Source organism: Massilia psychrophila (genome assembly GCF_002760665.1).
Taxonomy (GTDB): Bacteria; Pseudomonadota; Gammaproteobacteria; order Burkholderiales; family Burkholderiaceae_D; genus JAFCUW01.
This window is the reverse complement of the sequence record NZ_PDOB01000007.1, coordinates 71,156-87,969: the sequence shown is the minus strand read 5'-3', so window position 1 is coordinate 87,969 and position 16,814 is coordinate 71,156. Positions and strand designations below refer to the sequence as shown.

The window sequence follows — 16,814 nt, the reverse complement described above, 5'->3', positions numbered from 1 at the left end:
CGCCAGCTTGTCGGCCGGTCGTTTCCGTTGCCCCCGAAGAACTAAAAACTGCTTAAATATCAATAACTTGTTCAGGTCTGACGGCGACGCCGAGTCGCTATATGCCCATGTTGGCGAGCATCGTGCCCAGTTCGCGCAGGGCCGGTTCCAGGCGCGGGTGTCTGGCGGCAAACTTGGCGGTGATTTCCTGCGAGCGTTCGGCCAGGCCGTAGGTGGTGCTTTCGGCGCCCTCGCCGCCCTCGGTACTGGCGGTGCTGACTGTGCCAACTGTGCCGGCTTGGCCGGCATCATCCTGCTGACGGCGCTCGAGCAAGGTCTTGATGTCGCTGTCGAGCTGGCGCAACAGGTCCGTCAACTCGCCGTCTACCTCGCCCGTGCTGGCCAAGTCGGCATGCAAGGTCTTCAAATGCTGCTTCAGGTTCGATGCGTTCTCGTTCAACATGCTAGTTCTCGCTTTATTGGGTGAACTGGGTCTGCAAATACAACGCTTCCACCTTAATGCGCGCCCATGGCGTCTTGCGCAGGAACTTCAGGCTCGATTTGATGCTCGGGTCGCTGGTGAAACAGTTGATGTCGATTCGCTTGGCCAGCTGGTCCCAGCCGTAGTGATCAACCAGCCGGGTCAGGATGGATTCTAGGGTGATGCCGTGTAAATCCTGGTCACTCATTGCAGCAGGGATTCCTGTGGTTGTTGTGGGAAAGTATATACCCATACGGTGCAGTCTGGATGTACAAGCGCACCGGTGGAAACGTAGCGTGCGGTGGAAAACGCATGCTGAACTTGGGTCCCCGCATGCGCGAGGACGACGATTTTTGAGCCGTCATCCTCGCGCATGCGGAGGCGACGGTTTTTGAGCCGTCATTCTCGCACATGCGAAGACGACGGTTTTTGAGCCGTCATTATCGCGCATGCGAGGACGACGGTTTTTGAGCCGTCATTCTCGCGCATGCGAGGACGACGGTTTTTGAGCCGTCATTCTCGCGCATGCGAGGACGACGGTTTTTGAGCCGTCATCTTAGCGCATGCGAGGACGACGGTTTTTGAGCCGTCATTCCCGCGCATGCGAGGACGACGGTTTTTGAGCCGTCATCCTCGCGCACGCCGGGACGACGGTTTTTGAGCCGTCATCTTGGCGCACGCCGGGACGACGGTTTTTGAGCCGTCATCCTGGCGCACGCGAGGACGACGGTTTTTGAGCCGTCATTCTCGCGCACGCGAGGGCGACGGTTTTTGAGCCGTCATTCTCGCGCACGCGAGGGCGACGGTTTTTGAGCCGTCATCCTGGCGCACGCGAGAACGACGGTTTTTGAGCCGTCATTCTCGCGCATGCGAGGACGACGGTTTTTGAGCCGTCATTTTCGCGCATGCGAGGACGACGGTTTTTGAGCCGCCATTCCCCGCGCATGCGAGGACGACGGTTTTTGAGCCGTCATCCTCGCGCACGCGGGGATCCCATTTTGTAGACCAGCCCCTACTGCGCCGTCAACCCGCGCTTTTCCAGCAGCGGCTCGATCTTGGCGTCGCGCCCGCGGAACGCGCGGAACATGTCCATCGCATCCATCGTGCCGCCGCGCGAGAGCAGCATTTTACGGAAGCGGTCGCCGTTCTTGCGCGTGAGACCGCCGTTTTCCTTGAACCACTCGACCGTATCGGCGTCGAGCTTCTCGGCCCACAGGTAGCCATAGTAGCCGGCCGAGTAGCCGCCCGAAAACACGTGCGAAAAATAGGTGCTGCGGTAGCGCGTCGGCACCGGCGCGAAATCGACGCCGGCCTCCTTCAGCGCGGCCGCTTCGAACGCGAGCACATCGGTCGGCACCTGGCTGACGCCGACCTGGTGCCAGCGCTGGTCGAGAATCGACGCGGCCAGGTACTCGGTGGTGCGGTAGCCTTCGTTGAATTTTTTGGCGGCCAGCACCTTGTCGAGCAGCTCCTGTGGCATTGGCGCGCCGGTCTGGTAATGCCTAGCGTAGTTGTTCAGCACTTCAGGCCACACCGCCCACATTTCGTTCACCTGCGATGGGAACTCGACAAAATCGCGCGGCACCCGGGTGCCGGAGAAGCGCGGATATTTCACGTCGGAGAACATGCCGTGCAGCGCGTGGCCAAATTCGTGGAACAGCGTGCGCAGCTCATCGTACGTCAGCAACGTCGGCTCGCCCGCGCCCGGCTTGGGAATGTTCAGGTGGTTGCCGATCACCGGCTGCGTGCCCATCAGGCGCGACTGGCCGACATAGGCGTTCATCCATGCGCCACCGCGCTTGTTGCCGCGCGCATAAAAGTCGGCGATGAAGATCGCCAGTTGTTTGCCGTTGGCGTCGAACACGTCGAAGGTGCGCACGTCGGGATCGTACACAGGCAGATCGCGGCGTTCCTTGAACGACAGGCCGTACAGCTTGCCGGCGGCGAAAAACACGCCGTTGGTCAGCACGCTGTTGAGCTCGAAATAAGGGCGCAGCTGCGCTTCGTCGAAAGCGAAGCGCGCCGCGCGCACCTTGTCGCTGTAAAACGACCAGTCGTGGGCGCCGACCTGGAAGCCGCCCTTGTCGGCATCGATCATGGTCTGGATCTCGGCCGCTTCCTTGCGCGCGTTGGCGACCGCTGGCTTGGCGAATTCGCCCAGCAGCTTGTTGACGGCGCCGGTGTCGCGCGCGGTCTGGTCTTCCAGCATGTAGGCGGCATGGCTCGGGTAGCCAAGCAGGGCGGCGCGCTGGGCACGTAGCAGGGCCAGCTTGACGATGATGGCGCGGTTGTCGAAATCGCCGCCCCGGCTGCCGCGGCCGAGCGATGCTTCGAGCAGGCGCAAGCGGGTGCTGCGGTCCGTCAGCACGGCAAGCGATGCCTGGCCGCTGGTGTTGACGACCGGCACCACGAACTTGCCGGCCAAGCCGCGCTTGTTCGCCTCAGAGGCGGCGGCGTCGATCGCCTTGTCGGACATGCCGGCCAGTTCCACGCGCGTGTCGACCACCAGCGCCGAGGCGTTCGATTCCTTCAGCACGTTTTGGCTGAAGGTGGTCTGCAGGCTCGCCAGTTCGGCGTTATACGCTTTCAGCTTGTCCTTATCAAACGCCGACAGGCGCGCGCCGGCGCGCACGAAATCGGTGTTGTAGCGTTCCAGCAGGTAAGCCGATTCGGCGTCCAGGCCCAGCTTGGCGCGCTTGTCGTGCAGCATCTTGATGCGCGCGAACAGTTTCGGGTTCAGGCGGATGGCGTCGCTGTGGGCGGCCAGTTTCGGCGCCAGGTCGCGGTCGAGCGCCTGCAGCGTCTCGTTGGTATTGGCGCCGGACAAGTTGCCGAACACACTGGAAACACGCGCCAGCAGCCGGCCCGAGCGTTCCATTGCCACGATCGTGTTGTCGAACGTGGCCGGTTTCGGGTTGTTGGCGATCGTGTTGATTTCCGCCGCTTGCGCACGCATGCCCTCAAAGTAGGCGGGCGCAAAATCTTCGTTGTTGATCTTGTCGAAGGCGGGGTACTGGAATGGCAATGCGCTCGATTTGGCAAACGGATTGGCAGCGTCGAACCCGGCAACGGGGGCAGCAATGGGGGCAGCAAAGGCGAGCGGCATTGCGAGTGCTGAGACGATCAGCAAGATTTGTGGGCGGATCATGGTTTTATAATTTTAATTGTTGGAATACCGATAATTTGTGGCGCTTAGTTGGCCGTCAAGCCGCGGCGCTCGAGCAGCGGCGCGATCTTCGCATCGCGCCCGCGGAAGTTGTGGAACATGTCCATCGCATCGACCGTACCGCCACGCGAGAGCATCGTCTTGCGGAAATAATCGCCGTTCTTGCGCTGCAGGCCGCCGTTTTCCTTGAACCATTCGACCGTGTCGGCGTCGAGTTTCTCGGCCCACAGGTAGGCGTAATATCCGGCCGAATAGCCGCCCGAAAAACTGTGCGAAAAATACGTCGTGCGATAGCGCGGCGGCACCGGGGCGAAGTCGACGCCGGCCTCCTTCAGGGCATTCGCTTCAAAAGCGAGCACGTCGGTTGGCACCTGGGCCGGCGTCAGCTGGTGCCAGCGCTGGTCGAGCAGCGACGCGGCGAGATATTCGGTGGTCATGTAACCCTGGTTGAATTTCTTCGCCGCCAGTACCTTGTCGAGCAATTCCTTCGGCATCGGCGCGCCGGTCTTGTAATGTTTGGCGTAATTGGCCAGCACTTCTGGCCACACCGCCCACATCTCGTTTACTTGCGATGGATACTCGACGAAGTCGCGTGGCACGTTGGTGCCGGAGAAGCGCGGGTACTTCACGTTCGAAAACATGCCATGCAACGCGTGGCCGAATTCGTGGAACGTGGTTTTGACTTCATCGTAGGTAAGCAGGGTCGGTTCGCCCGCCGGCGGCTTCGGGATATTCAGGTGGTTGGCGACCACCGAGCGCGTGCCCATCAGTGCGGACTGCGAGACGTATTCGTTCATCCACGCGCCGCCGTTCTTGTTGCTGCGCGCGTACATGTCGGCAATAAAAATGGCCAACTGCTTGCCGTTGGCGTCGAACACGTCGAAGGTGCGCACGTCCGGGTTGTACACCGGCAAATCCTTGCGCTCTTTGAACGTCAGGCCGTACAGCTTGCCGGCGGCAAAGAACACGCCGTTGGTCAGCACGTTGTCCAGCTCAAAATATGGCTTCAACTGGCTCTCGTCGAAATTGAACTGCTTGGCGCGCACCTTGCCGGAGTAAAAATCCCAGTCGGCCGCCGTCACCTGGAAGCCGCCTTTGTCAGCGTCGATCAGCTTCTGGATTTCGGCCGCTTCCTTGCGCGCGTTGGCCACGGCCGGCTTGGCCAGTTCGGCCAGCAGCTTGTTGGCGGCGGCCGGGTCTTTCGCGGTCTGGTTTTCCAGCGAGTAGGCCGCATACGTCGGATAGCCGAGCAGCGCGGCGCGTTCAGCGCGCAGCTTGGCCAGGCGGGGCACGACTGTGCGGTTGTCGAACTCGCCGCCATGGCTGCCGCGCGCCAGTGACGCCGCCATCAGGCGCTGGCGCACGGCGCGGTTGGTCAATACGGCCAGCGGCGCCTGGCCGGTGGTGTTGCCGAGCGCGACGACAAACTTGCCGTCCTTGCCGCGCTTTTTCGCTTCGGCCGCCGCCGCCTCGATGGCCGCCTCCGACATGCCGGCCAGCTCCGTGCGCGTATCGACCACCAGTGCCGACGCGTTGATTTCCTTCAGCACGTTCTGGGTAAAGGTGGTTTGCAAGGTGGCGATTTCGCCGTTGAATGCTTTTAACTTTTCCTTGTCGGGCGCCGACAGCTTGGCGCCGGCGCGCACGAAGTCCTCGTTGTAGCGAAACAGCAGATAGGCCGACTCGGCGTCGAGGCCCAGGCTGGCGCGCTTGTTGTAGAGCGATTTGACGCGCGCGTACAGCTTCGGATTGAGAAAGATGGTGTCGTTGTGCGCCGCCAGCTTGGGCGACATTTCGCGGTCGATCGCATCTAACGTGTCGTTGGTGTTGGCGCCCTGCAAATTCGAAAACGTGGCCGACACCCGCGTGAGCAGCTGGCCGGAGCGCTCCATCGCCACCACCGTGTTCTCAAAACTGGCCGGCTTCGGGTTGTTGGCGATGCCGTCGATCTCGCGCAGCTGCGCGCGCATGCCGGCGGCGTAGGCCGGCAGGAAATGCGCGTCTTTGATCTTGTCGAAGGCGGGATAGCGGAACGGCAGTGTACTGACTTTGGCGAACGGGTTCGACGCCTCCAGCGCGGCAGCTGAAGCAGCGGCAGGCGCAACGGGTGCGGCGAACGACGGTTGGATCAGGGCGAGGCTGGCGGCAACGATCAGCAGGTGTGGACGAGTCATGGCATCTTTCACGGGTGCTTGGGAAAAGCTGGCGCTGGGTAAGCGGCAACAGTTGAGCGCACGATCATATCAGGGTCGACTGCGGTCGTCACGGCGCGATCGACGCCGTACAAGGTCCTCGATGCGCAGTCCGCTGCTCGCGTACAAGCGCACCCAGCTCTCCAAGGTGCGGAAATACCACGGCGGCGCGTCGGTCGATGCGGCCAGCGGGTGAACCGTCTGCAAGATCAGCGCCCTGCCCGGCGCAGGCAGGGGCGCGCGGCGCTAAACACGCCTTCGACCGACTCTTTGTCGGTCAGTGAAAAATTGCAGACGCCGACGTCGGCAGCATTGGCATAATTGAGTTCGATCGTCACGCCATCGGGATCTTTTACAAACACCTGGTGCACCCCGGTGTCCGCTACCGTGCGCTCACGGAACGCAATCCCGGAGTGCTCCAGGCGCGCGTGCAGTTCGCCAATGCCGCTGGCGCCAAACGCGATGTGGTCGAGAGCGCCGATGGTACTGCCGGCATGCGCGCCGTCGTCGCCGACCAGGTGAACGATGGCGCTTTCTTCGCTGTCGCGCATTGCCATCGTCAACCAGCCTTTCGCCGCCAGAGCCCGCTCAATAATGAGGTGGTTTTTCGCCGCCCGCGCCCAGGTTCGGACCGGACTGGGCGTTGTTGCGGATGTGTTCGGCAAGTTGGCCGACCATCGCTGCGAGCTGGTCGATCCGGCGGCTTTGCGCGTACACCACCTGGTTCAGCTGCTCGACCGTGTCTTCCTGGTGGGCCAGCTTGATTTCGATATCGACGAATCGATCTTCAACGCGGTTTTCAACATGTTCTTCAATACTCACGGCATGCCCCTGATGCAAAACCGCCATTATGCCACCCGCCGGCGCGCTTAAAATTGTTGCACGAAAATGAGCGCTAACGTAACGACCATGTAAGATTTCCCGTGCAACATGTACGCATGGAAACTTTTTCTACCAATTCGATCGACCCGCCGGCCACTGAAGCCCATGGCGAAAACACGCCCGCGCCGCCCACCTTGCGGGCAACCGGCCGGCCGGACACGCTGACGGCCCAAAAAATCGAGGTCGGCATCATCCTGCAGGCGATGCTGGGCACGCCTGCAGCTGCCGAATACCTCGACAACAACGCCATCGCACGCTCGATCGCCTTGCGCGTGTTGTTCGAGCCGCACCTGCGGCGTGGTCACCATGACGCCTACGGCATTCGCCGCTGAAAATTTATTTCTAACCCGCCATAACCGTCACGCTGCCGGCTTGGGCGTCGCCAGCAACGCCTTCAAGCTGGCCAGCCGGTCCTTCGGCGAGATCTTTTCTGCTTCGGTCGGCACCGCATCGCCGACGTCGAGCGCCATTTCCTTGATAAAGCGCGACGGGTCGCAATGGATCTGTTCGCCCGCGCGCTTGCGCTGCTTGCACCAGGTGATGTGCAAGGTGCGCTGGGCCCGCGTAATGCCGACGTACATCAGGCGCCGCTCTTCCTGCACGCGCGCGCCGATGGTTTCGACCGACGCATCCGGGTCGCCCTTGTGCGGCAAAATCCCTTCTTCGACGCCGACCAGAAACACGTGCGGAAACTCCAGTCCCTTCGAAGCGTGCAAGGTCGACATGCGCACCGCGTCGGGTTCCTCGTCCTTGCCTTCCAACATCGTCATCAAGGCAACCATCTGCGTCAGTTCGAGCAGGTTTTTTTCTTCTCCCGACTTGTCCTTGCCGCCGCAGCCGCGCTCCTTGAGCCAGTTGGTGAACTCGAGCACGTTGCTCCATTTACCTTGCGCGGCGCGGTCGTCGAAGCTGTCGTACAAATACGATTCGTAACAGATTTCCTTCATCATGTCGTCGAGCACGGCGGCGGCGTTCTCGCCGCTGCCGGCCGGGCCGGGACGGCTGGCGCGCGACTCGAGGTTGTTGATGAAATTGCAGAATTCACGCAACGGCAGCAACTGGCGGTCGGCCAGCTTGGCCTCCAGGCCGCCCTTGAACACCGCCGCGAACAGCGAACAATTCCACTGCTTCGACAGCGCGCCCAGCACTTCCAGCGTCGCCATGCCGACGCCGCGCTTGGGCGTGGTGACGGCGCGAATGAACGCCGGGTCGTCGTTCTCGTTGGCGACCAGGCGCAGGTAGCTGATGATGTCTTTTATTTCGGCCTTGTCGAAAAAACTCTGGCCGCCGGAAATCGTGTACGGAATGCGCTCCTTGCGCAGCGACTGCTCGATGACGCGGGCCTGGTGGTTGCCGCGGTACAAAATGGCGTAATCGGACCACTTGTTCTTGCGCTGAAAACGGTCGGCCGAGATCATGATCGCCACCTGCTCGGCTTCCTGGTCGTCGTTTTGCATGCCGAGCACGCGGATCGGCTCGCCCAGGCCATGTTCGGACCACAGCGATTTTTCGAACATCTTCGGATTGTTCGAAATGACCGCGTTGGCCGACTGCAAAATGCGCGTCGTCGAGCGGTAATTCTGTTCCAGTTTGATGACCCGCAGGTCGGGGAAATCGGTCTGCAGGGTCAGCAAATTTTCGACCGAGGCGCCGCGCCAGGCGTAGATCGCCTGGTCGTCGTCGCCCACCGCCGTAAACATCGGCTTCTTGTTGATGCCGGTGACGAGCAGCTTGACCAGCTCGTACTGGCAGGTATTGGTGTCCTGATACTCGTCCATCAGCAGGTAGCGCAGGCGGCGCTGCCACTTGTCGCGGATCGCCTCGCTGTTGCGAAACAGCTCGACCGGCAGGCGGATCAGGTCGTCGAAGTCGACCGCCTGGTAGGCCGACAAGGTCGCCACGTAGCTGCGAAACACCCGCGCCGCCTGCGCCTCGTCCTCATCGACGGCGTTGCGGATCGCGTCTTCCGGGTCGATCAGCCCGTTCTTCCACAGCGAGATCGCGTTCTGGATGCGGCGGATCAGCTGCTTGTCGGTGGTGATCGCCAGGTCTTGCACCAGGCCGAAGCAGTCGTCGCTGTCCATGATCGAAAACTTGTCTTTCAGCCCGACGCCGTTCGCTTCCTGGCGCAAAATCCGCACGCCCAGCGAGTGAAACGTCGACACCGTCAGCTGCTTGGCCTGTTTCGGCTGCTTGAGCAGCTTGGCGATGCGCTCCTGCATCTCCAGCGCGGCCTTGTTGGTAAAAGTCAGCGCGGCGATGGTGCGCGGATCGTAGCCGCGGTCCTCGATCAGGTGGGCGATCTTCTGGGTGATCACGCGCGTCTTGCCGGATCCGGCGCCGGCCAGCACCAGGCACGGGCCGTCGAGGTAGATCACCGCTTCGCTCTGGGGGACGTTGAGGCCGAACTTGGGGGCGGTGGACATCAGGAAAATTCTTTCGGGAAAACAGCCCACCATTGTAACTCTTCGGGCGTCGCCGGTACGACGGCGCCACCCCTTATGCCCCTGCCCTGCTGGCGATTTCGCCATAACCACAATGTATCCCGGGTGGGTATTTAGCCAAACCTGGCGTGGTACTGCTGGTACAGCGTATCGAGGTGGGGCGCGTCGCGCACCAGTTTGGCCTCGGCGCCAGGCGACTGCCAATCGTTTTTCCAGATGACAGTCTCGCCGCTGGCCAGCGCGATTCCGCCCAGCATGGCCGCCTCCGGCTGGTAGCCGCAGGCCAGCGCCCAGGGAAAATCGCATCGGTAGTTGCGCCGCACGTTGCCCAGGCCAAAGTCGACCAGCATGCACTCCTCCAGGATGCATACCGTGTGGCCGTCGATCTGGCCGGCTTTTGCATGGCCTTGCGCACCCAGCAGATAACGCCCCTGTCCTTTCGCGATCTCGACGTCGCACGACTCGATGCGGGCACGGTAGCCGTGCGCAGTGGCGACGCGCGCGACGAGCGAGGATAGCAGGAAACAGGCGGTGCCGAAGTTGTGCAAGTAGAGCCAGCCGAGGTCGTAGAAATTATCGTACAGGGTGACGGCGAAGTCGTGCATGGGGCCGTCCTGGGCGACTACCAGCAACTGCTGATCGCGCAAGATGGACTGGCTGCCGAACTGGGCGCTGAATTGCCGTAGCAGCGCAAGGAACTGTGGAGTCGGTACATAGGCGATGGTCCCCGCCCTGGTGGCCGGACGGGTCAGCAAGCCGGCCGCTTCCATTTTGCCGACCTCATCCAGCAATACCGGTTCCGGATGGGGCATGCCGGCCAGCAGCGCGCCGAGGGGAATTTCCCGGCCCTCGCGACAGTCGTTGGCAAGCTTGAGGAACAGCTCATAACCAGCCATCGAGTCGGTCAGGGGCACGTGTTCGAGCAGCCAATTCCTCGCCGTTACGATGCCCGGGAGCTGAGAGGTAACGCGCTGAGTTTGCATGATGATTACCAAGAATGTCGATGTTGCAAGTGTCGGACATCAGGCCGTAGGTTGCAATCAGGAACTTGTTACCATTTTGTAAGTTCTACAAGATATTATTGCCGCGCGGCCGCGGCGGCCGTGGCGCACAGGCTGTCAAACAGGCGGATCTGCGCATCGAGACGGTCTTTCCTGCCCTCGCGGTTCTGCGACGGCGTCGTTTCAGTGGCGGCTGGCGAAACCGGCATGGGTTACCATTCGGCTGTCAGGCACCGCGCGCGCCTTTGCACCCTGCCTTGGCACCCAATCTTGAGACCTTGCACCATGAAATTTGAACACCTGATTGAAATTAACGACCCGCTCAACCCGCTCATCGACCCGTTGAGCCGCGAGCAGCTGTGGCACGGGCTGGTACTGCACGCACAGTCGCCCAAGCTGTTCGTGCCCCACCTTGACGAATGCACCATCACCGAACGCAACAGCGAAGGCTTTCGCCGCAACCGCCGCTTCGGCGAGCTGCGCATCGACGACCGCGTGATCCTGACGCCGCTGCGCGAAGTGCGCTACGACGTCCACCAGCAAGGCGACATCAGCGCCTCGAGCCTGTCGGTGACGATCGAGGCGCCCGATGAACACCTGCTGTTCGTGCGCTTTCGCTACGACGACGGCCACGACGCCGCCACCGATGCGGCCAACGCCATGTACGACGAGTTCAAGAAGTCGGCCTACCAGGAGGCGGACATCGACACCATCCGCATCTTGCGCGAATTGGCGGCCGAGGGCCGGCTCGATGCCGGCTACCTGAATTAAATAGCTGAATTAATTAACGACTACTCGCCCGGCTCGTCGCCGGCCGGCACGAAACCGGCGGCGTCCCTGGTCAGTTCGGCGTGCAGCGCGCGCAGCGCCGTGCGCGCGCCCTCCTCCACCACGGGGTGATAAAACGGCATGTCGAGCATCTGGTCGACCGTCATCCGCGCCTGGCAGGCCCACGCCAGCAGGTGGCCTATGTGTTCGGCGCGCGGGCCGATCATTTCGGCGCCCAAAAAGCGGCCGCTGCCGTACTCGGCATAGACCCGCAGCATGCCTTGGTTTTGCAGCATCACCCGGCTGCGGCCCTGGTTTTCGAACGACACCGTGCCGACCGCAAACTTGGGCCTGCCCTCGGCGCACAGTTGCCGGTAGCTGGCGCCGAGGGTGGCGATTTGCGGCTCGGTAAAAGCAATTATCAGCGGCGTGCGGCGCAGGCCCGGGCGCACGTCGGGATAGCGGCCGGCGTTGTCGCCGGCGATCCGGCCCTCGTCGGCCGCCTCCGGCAGTACCGTGCGCTCGTTGTCGGCGTCGCCGGCAATGAAGATGTGGCTGGCGCCGCACTGCATCGTCGTGCGGTCGAACAGCGGGATGCCGGCACCGTCCAGCACCAGGCCGGTGTGCTCGATGCCGATGCCGCCCACGTTTGCCACGCGGCCGGCCGCCTGCAGCACGTAGTCGAAGCGTTCGATTTGCTCAAAGCCGGCGGCGTCGCGGGTGGTCAGCCTCACGCCGGCGCCGTCCGGCACGGCATCGACGATCAGGTTCTGGAAACGGATGTCGAGGTCGGCCCCCAGGGCTTTGCTGGCCACGTGCAGCACTTCCGGATCGCTGATCTGGGCGACAGTGCCGCCGCGGGCGAAGATACTGACGCGCACCCCGAGCCGGGCCATGGCCTGGCCCAGTTCGAGGCCGATCACGCCGGTGCCGATCACCGCCATCGAGCCGGGCAAATCAGTCAGTTCGAAGACGTCGCCGCTGGTGATGACGCCCGGCCCGCCGTTGACCAGCATCGGCACTTTGATCGGGGTCGAACCGGTGGCGATCACGATGCGCGAGGCGTTGACGGTGGTGTGCGTGTCGTGCTCACCCTCTACTACCAGCGTCTGCGGGCCCGTAAAACGGGCATGGCCGCGCAGCTTGTCGCGCTCGGGGATGCCGTTGACGCTGTCGAGCACGAAGCCGACGAAACGGTCGCGCTCGCGCTGCACCCGCGCCATCACCGCGCGGCCGTCGATGCGGATGACGCCCGGATGCACGCCGAAGCCAGGCGCCGCCTGCAGCATGTGGGCGGCCTCGGCAGCGGCGATCAGCAATTTGCTCGGCATGCAGCCAACGCGGGCGCAGGTGGTGCCGTACGGCCCGCCTTCGATCAGCAGCGCGCGCTTGCCTTGCGCCACGGCGGCGCGGTAGGCGGCCAGGCCGGCGGTGCCAGCGCCGATGACGGCGACGTCGACGTCGACGTCGACTTCAAGTGTGGTCATGGTGAATTTCCCGATGTGCGATTCGTTGAGCGCCCCCATGATACGCTGTGGCCCGCCGCAAACGCTTGCGACGTCATTGAACGCTCATCGTCGACGTGCAGCGCGATCAATATCAGCAGCACCCGGGCCAGCTTTACAGCGTACGCCGGTTGAAACTCAGGTGATCGCCCAACGGCGCAACAGGTTATGGTAAATGCCGGTCAGTCTGAGCAAGTTTTCGCGGTCCGCCGCCAGCGCCGGGGTCAGCGACTGGATAGTCTGGTCGAGGTCGAACAGCAAGCTGCGCGCAGCCTCGTCGCCGACCAGGCTTTCGATCCAGAAGAACGATGCGACCCTGGCGCCGCGCGTCACCGGCGTCACCCGGTGCAGGCTCGACGCCGGGTACAGCACCATGGCGCCGGCAGCCAGCTTGACCGTCTGCACGCCGAACTGGCCGTCGATTTCAAGTTCGCCGCCCTCGTATTCGTCCGGCCCGGCCAAAAACACGGTGGCGGCCAGGTCGGTGCGCAGGCTGGCGCCGGTGCCGGGAACGTGCATCACGGCGCTGTCGACATGGGTGCCGTACTCTGCGCCGGCGGCGTAGCGGTTGAATTTGGGCGGATAGATTTTACGTGGCAAGGCGGCCGAAACGAACAGCGGATAGTTGCCGAGCCGGCGCAGCAGGTGCTGGCCCAGGCTGACGGCAATTTCATGGCTGTCGTCAAGCTGCTCGTTGTGCTTGACGGTGCGTGCCAGCGAGCCGGCGCTGGCAACGCCCTTGTCCCATGCAGCGCCGTCCAGGCGGGCGCGAAACTGGCGCACTTCGTCGCCGCTCAATACCTTGTCGATGATGATCAGCATGGGGTCATTGTCCTTGCTTATTTTTCTGCTGCGATTGAAACAATACGCGCCAGCGCGTCGGGCCTGACGTCGGCTACGGTGGCGCAGCCGGTCAGTGCCATGCACACTTCCAGTTCTTCGCGCAGCAACGTCAGCATGTGGGCGACGCCGAGCGCGCCGGCCACGCTGAGCGCATACATTTGCAGGCGCCCGATCATGACCGCATCGGCGCCCAGCGCCAGCGCCTTAAAGACATCCGCGCCGGACCGGATGCCGCCGTCGAGCAGCAAGGGGAAGCCCGGCTCGAGGGCGGCGCGGATCGCCGGCAGTGCGTCCAGGCTGGCGATCGCGCCGTCGAGGCCGCGCCCACCATGGTTCGACACCACCAGGCCGGCCACTCCCGCCGCCGCCAATGCGCAGGCATCATGCGGATGCAGCACGCCCTTGACCCATACCGGCAGCGTTGTCTCGCCCAGGAGCCACGCGAGGTCGCGCCAGGTCGGCGCCTGGCCAGACGCCATTACACCCTGGAAGATACGGCTGTCACCGGCTTTCAGTTCCACTGTGGGGGCGGGCGGATGGCCGCGCAGGTTGGCCGCGGCGCAATCGGCCGGCATGCGAAAACCGGCCCGCAGCGCGCGCAGGCTGGCGGCCTGGATGGTCGCGTCGAGCGTCACCACGATGGCGCCGTAGCCCTCTTGCGCGGCGCGTTCGAGCAGGTCGAGCGTGTCTTCGCGGCGCGCCTGAAAATACAGTTGGAACCAGCGATGCGGCCCGGCCACGCGCGCTACGTCTTCCAGCGGGCACGACGACAGCGTGCTGGCGACCAGGCAGGTATCGGTGGCGTGGGCGGCGCGCGCTGTGTCGATCTCGCCGCCCGCATGGGCCAGCTTCTGGAAGGCGACCGGCGCCAAAAAAATTGGATGGGCAAAGCGTTCGCCGTTGATGGTGACCGCCGTATGGCCGGCGCCGACGTCGCGCAGCAGGCGCGGGTATAGAGCCCATCGCGTGAAAGCGGACAGGTTGGCGGCCACGGTGAGGTCCGTGCCGCTGCCACCGGCGACGTATTCGTAACTGGGTGGCGCCATGAAGCGGCGCGCCAGCACCTCGTAATCCCGGGCGCAGCCTATCTGCGGCGGTATCTGGCCGAGGGGCGCTTGAAAGCTGGCGGTGGCGGGGTTCATGGCGGGGAAATGTTTTGCCGTTGAGGTCGTCAAATTTCGTAGTTGAACGTAAGCCGCACCGCGCGCGCGTCGCCCTTGTACAGGAAGGCGCCGGAGCGGTAGACCGCCGTAAAGAAGTCCTTGTTGCCGACGTTGAGCACGTTCAGGCGCAGATCGAGCTTCCTGGAAAACCGGTAGGCGGCAAACACGTCGAACACCGAAAAGGACGGCATCGGTTGTGCGCAGTCGCCGGTCAGCGTGTAGACGGCGGCGGTGTCGGCCTGGCCGCCGCAGCGGTCGCTTTCGTGGCGCGCCGCAGCGCCGAACGAAAACGTATTCGTCAGCTGGTACTTGAGCTGGGCCGAGAGCGACCTTTCGGCGAAGTTGGCCACTGGCCGGCCGATATTGGCAGGAGTGAACGAATCGAGTACCTGCGAGTTGAGGAACGCCGCGCCGGCCTGCGCCGACAGCTTCTCGGTGACGTCGCCGCTGACGCCGAATTCGACGCCGCGTACGCGGTTCTTGCCGGTATTGAAAGTGCCTACCGTGTTGTAGTTGGCGCCTTCCATGACGTCCGATTTCCTGGTCTGGAAAACCGCCGCGGTCGCCAGCAGCTTGTCGTCGAACAGGTTCCACTTGGCGCCCAGTTCGAGGTTGATCGAGGTTTCAGGCTTGGCGCCGGCGATCGAGTTGCCGTACAACACCGCGCCGCCGTAGCCGCTGTTGGTGCCGGAGTCAGCTTCGCCGCCATTGATGTCCTGGGCGCTGGCCGCGCTGCCGTACACGATCAGCTTGGGCAGCACCTTGTAGGACAGGCCGAAGTGGCCGTTCACCAGCGTGTCCTTGTAACCGTAATCGCCGGCGATGGCGGCGGTGAGGTTGTTGCGGCGTACCAGCGACAGGTCGAAATGATCGGCGCGCAGGCCGGCGAACGCTGTCAGGCGCTCGGTCAGGTCGACCGTATCCATGGCGGTAAGCGCAAGCGTCTTGACCTGCCAGTCCTGGTTCCAGCCTAGCCGCGTGGTGCTGCGCCCGGCCAGCGTCCGCAAATTGGCCACCGGCGTGCCATTGCCGTCGGCAAAGCAGAAGCCGTTGTTGGCGCCGACGCCGGTCGTGCTCTTGCAGTTGAAGGCGCCGCTGTTGGTGATTGCGTAGTTACCGGAAACGACCTGATGGTGGGCATACTTCGCGCCGAAAATGAATTCGTGCTTTACGCCCATCAGCTGCTTGTCCCAGCGCAGGTTGCTCTGGTGGGCGAAATAGTCGACGTCCTGCCAGCCGGTGTGGCCGCCATCGAGCGCGACGTTGGTGTAGGCCAGGCCGGTCACGTTGTTGACGCGGGTCGCGCTGTTGGCGCCGGTGGTGACGTACGCATTGGCGGACTTGCCGTAGCGGGTCAGGCTGGTCAAGGTCAGGGCCGGCGCGATGTTCCAGTTGACGCGCGCGGTCAGGGTGTCGACGCCGGAGGCGAGGAAGTCGCCGGCCTGGGCGTAGACCGGCACATTTTTGGCCGGCACCCGGTTTGGCGCGACGCCGACCAGGTAGTAGCCCAGGTCTGGCGAATTGTCCTTGGTACGCAGACCGTAATAGTCGAGCGTGACGGACAGGTCGCGGTCCGCTTCCCACAGGCCCGACATCGCAATGCCCTTGCGGCTGCGATCGGCCGGCGCGCGCTCCGGTACGTTCTCAATGCTGTGCAGCAGGTTGGCGCGCACCGCGAAATGGTCGCCGAAGCCCTTGTTGACGTCGGCCGAGAAGCGCTTGTGCTGGTCGGTGCCAAAGCCGACTGAAGCCCGCGAGAAATCCTTGTCGAGCGTGGCCTGCTTGGTGATCGCGTTGATCGCGCCGCCGGCGGTGCCGCGTCCGGCGAAGCTAGAATTGGGGCCTTTCGAAATTTCAAGCTGCTCGATGGCGAAGCTCTCGCGCGTCGTCATGCCCGGATCGCGCAGGCCGTCGACGAACACGTCGCTGCGCGCTTCCTGGCCACGGATGATGTAGCGGTCGCCGAAGGCGTTACCGTTTTCGCCCGTGCCAAGCGTGATCCCGGGCTGTGCGCCGAGGATCTGTTTCAGGTCCGTCAGGCCGGAGTCGTCGATCGCCGCCTTGGTGATGACGGCGATGGTCTGTGGCGTTTCGGCCAGCGGGCGCGTATGGCGCGCGTCGCCCGAGGTCTTTGCCTTGTACGGTGCGCCCACTTCGGCGTTCGGGTTCGGATCGAGCGCTTTACCGTAGATGAGCACTTGACCCATCGACTGGACCTGGGATTGAGGCGGCGCCCTGGTGCGGCCGGCCCGCTTGGCGCGCTTTGGGCGATTGCCACCCACGGCATCAGCATCGCGCCCGAAATACCCATCGCCAGGCTGGTCTTGCGCATCGAATTTGACGCTGTGGCGTTGGTGCTGCGAAGGCTTTTTGGCTGACGTGCCGGCTGA

General features: G+C 63.3%; 15 protein-coding genes. 2 read left to right on the top strand and 13 right to left on the bottom strand.

Annotated features, from left to right (window positions below):
• Positions 1-97: 97 nt before the first annotated feature.
• The 6 genes from CR103_RS06705 to CR103_RS06680 form a co-directional block, all read right to left on the bottom strand.
• Positions 98-442 carry a DUF4404 family protein gene (locus CR103_RS06705; protein WP_099915231.1) on the bottom strand — a complete coding sequence of 115 codons (345 nt, stop codon included), beginning with the start codon at positions 440-442 and terminating at the stop codon, positions 98-100.
• 13 nt (positions 443-455) lie between these two features.
• A complete protein-coding gene (locus CR103_RS06700; protein WP_099915230.1) occupies positions 456-668 on the bottom strand; it encodes a VF530 family protein in 213 nt (70 codons plus the stop codon).
• A gap of 804 nt (positions 669-1,472) precedes the next feature.
• Complete coding sequence (locus CR103_RS06695) at positions 1,473-3,608, bottom strand: M3 family metallopeptidase (RefSeq protein ID WP_099915229.1); 2,136 nt, start codon at positions 3,606-3,608, stop codon at positions 1,473-1,475.
• Positions 3,609-3,652: 44 nt separating this feature from the next.
• A complete protein-coding gene (locus CR103_RS06690) occupies positions 3,653-5,800 on the bottom strand; it encodes a M3 family metallopeptidase (protein ID WP_099915228.1) in 2,148 nt (715 codons plus the stop codon).
• 227 nt (positions 5,801-6,027) lie between these two features.
• Complete coding sequence (locus CR103_RS06685) at positions 6,028-6,375, bottom strand: VOC family protein (RefSeq protein WP_099915227.1); 348 nt, start codon at positions 6,373-6,375, stop codon at positions 6,028-6,030.
• Between the two features lie 31 nt (positions 6,376-6,406).
• Positions 6,407-6,640, bottom strand: a complete 234-nt coding sequence (locus CR103_RS06680) for a SlyX family protein (RefSeq protein WP_229442828.1) — start codon at positions 6,638-6,640, stop codon at positions 6,407-6,409.
• Between the two features lie 116 nt (positions 6,641-6,756).
• Here CR103_RS06680 and CR103_RS06675 point away from each other — a divergent pair, with 116 nt between their 5' ends.
• Positions 6,757-7,032, top strand: a complete 276-nt coding sequence (locus tag CR103_RS06675) for a hypothetical protein (protein WP_099915225.1) — start codon at positions 6,757-6,759, stop codon at positions 7,030-7,032.
• A 27-nt stretch (positions 7,033-7,059) separates the two neighbouring features.
• Here the strand turns inward: CR103_RS06675 and CR103_RS06670 are convergent, their stop codons facing one another.
• The 3 genes from CR103_RS06670 to CR103_RS23825 form a co-directional block, all read right to left on the bottom strand.
• Positions 7,060-9,126, bottom strand: a complete 2,067-nt coding sequence (locus tag CR103_RS06670; protein WP_099915224.1) for a UvrD-helicase domain-containing protein — start codon at positions 9,124-9,126, stop codon at positions 7,060-7,062.
• Positions 9,127-9,257: 131 nt separating this feature from the next.
• Positions 9,258-10,058 carry a hypothetical protein gene (locus CR103_RS06665; RefSeq protein ID WP_218968447.1) on the bottom strand — a complete coding sequence of 267 codons (801 nt, stop codon included), beginning with the start codon at positions 10,056-10,058 and terminating at the stop codon, positions 9,258-9,260.
• Positions 10,059-10,222: 164 nt separating this feature from the next.
• Positions 10,223-10,354, bottom strand: a complete 132-nt coding sequence (locus CR103_RS23825; protein WP_267873976.1) for a hypothetical protein — start codon at positions 10,352-10,354, stop codon at positions 10,223-10,225.
• A gap of 76 nt (positions 10,355-10,430) precedes the next feature.
• Between CR103_RS23825 and CR103_RS06660 the strand changes: the two genes are divergently transcribed.
• Positions 10,431-10,916 (top strand): SRPBCC family protein, encoded by a 486-nt coding sequence (locus tag CR103_RS06660; RefSeq protein WP_099915222.1) that lies wholly within the window; start codon positions 10,431-10,433, stop codon positions 10,914-10,916.
• A 20-nt stretch (positions 10,917-10,936) separates the two neighbouring features.
• Here CR103_RS06660 and CR103_RS06655 read toward each other — a convergent pair whose 3' ends face one another.
• The 4 genes from CR103_RS06655 to CR103_RS06640 all read right to left on the bottom strand — a co-directional run bounded on the left by CR103_RS06655 (position 10,937) and on the right by CR103_RS06640 (position 16,706).
• On the bottom strand, positions 10,937-12,400 hold the full coding sequence (locus CR103_RS06655) for a dihydrolipoyl dehydrogenase (protein ID WP_099915282.1): 1,464 nt from the start codon (positions 12,398-12,400) through the stop codon (positions 10,937-10,939).
• 156 nt (positions 12,401-12,556) lie between these two features.
• Positions 12,557-13,240, bottom strand: a complete 684-nt coding sequence (locus CR103_RS06650; protein WP_099915221.1) for a Fe2+-dependent dioxygenase — start codon at positions 13,238-13,240, stop codon at positions 12,557-12,559.
• 17 nt (positions 13,241-13,257) lie between these two features.
• A complete protein-coding gene (locus CR103_RS06645) occupies positions 13,258-14,403 on the bottom strand; it encodes an alpha-hydroxy acid oxidase (RefSeq protein WP_099915220.1) in 1,146 nt (381 codons plus the stop codon).
• A 29-nt stretch (positions 14,404-14,432) separates the two neighbouring features.
• On the bottom strand, positions 14,433-16,706 hold the full coding sequence (locus CR103_RS06640) for a TonB-dependent receptor (RefSeq protein ID WP_229442827.1): 2,274 nt from the start codon (positions 16,704-16,706) through the stop codon (positions 14,433-14,435).
• Positions 16,707-16,814: the final 108 nt, after the last annotated feature.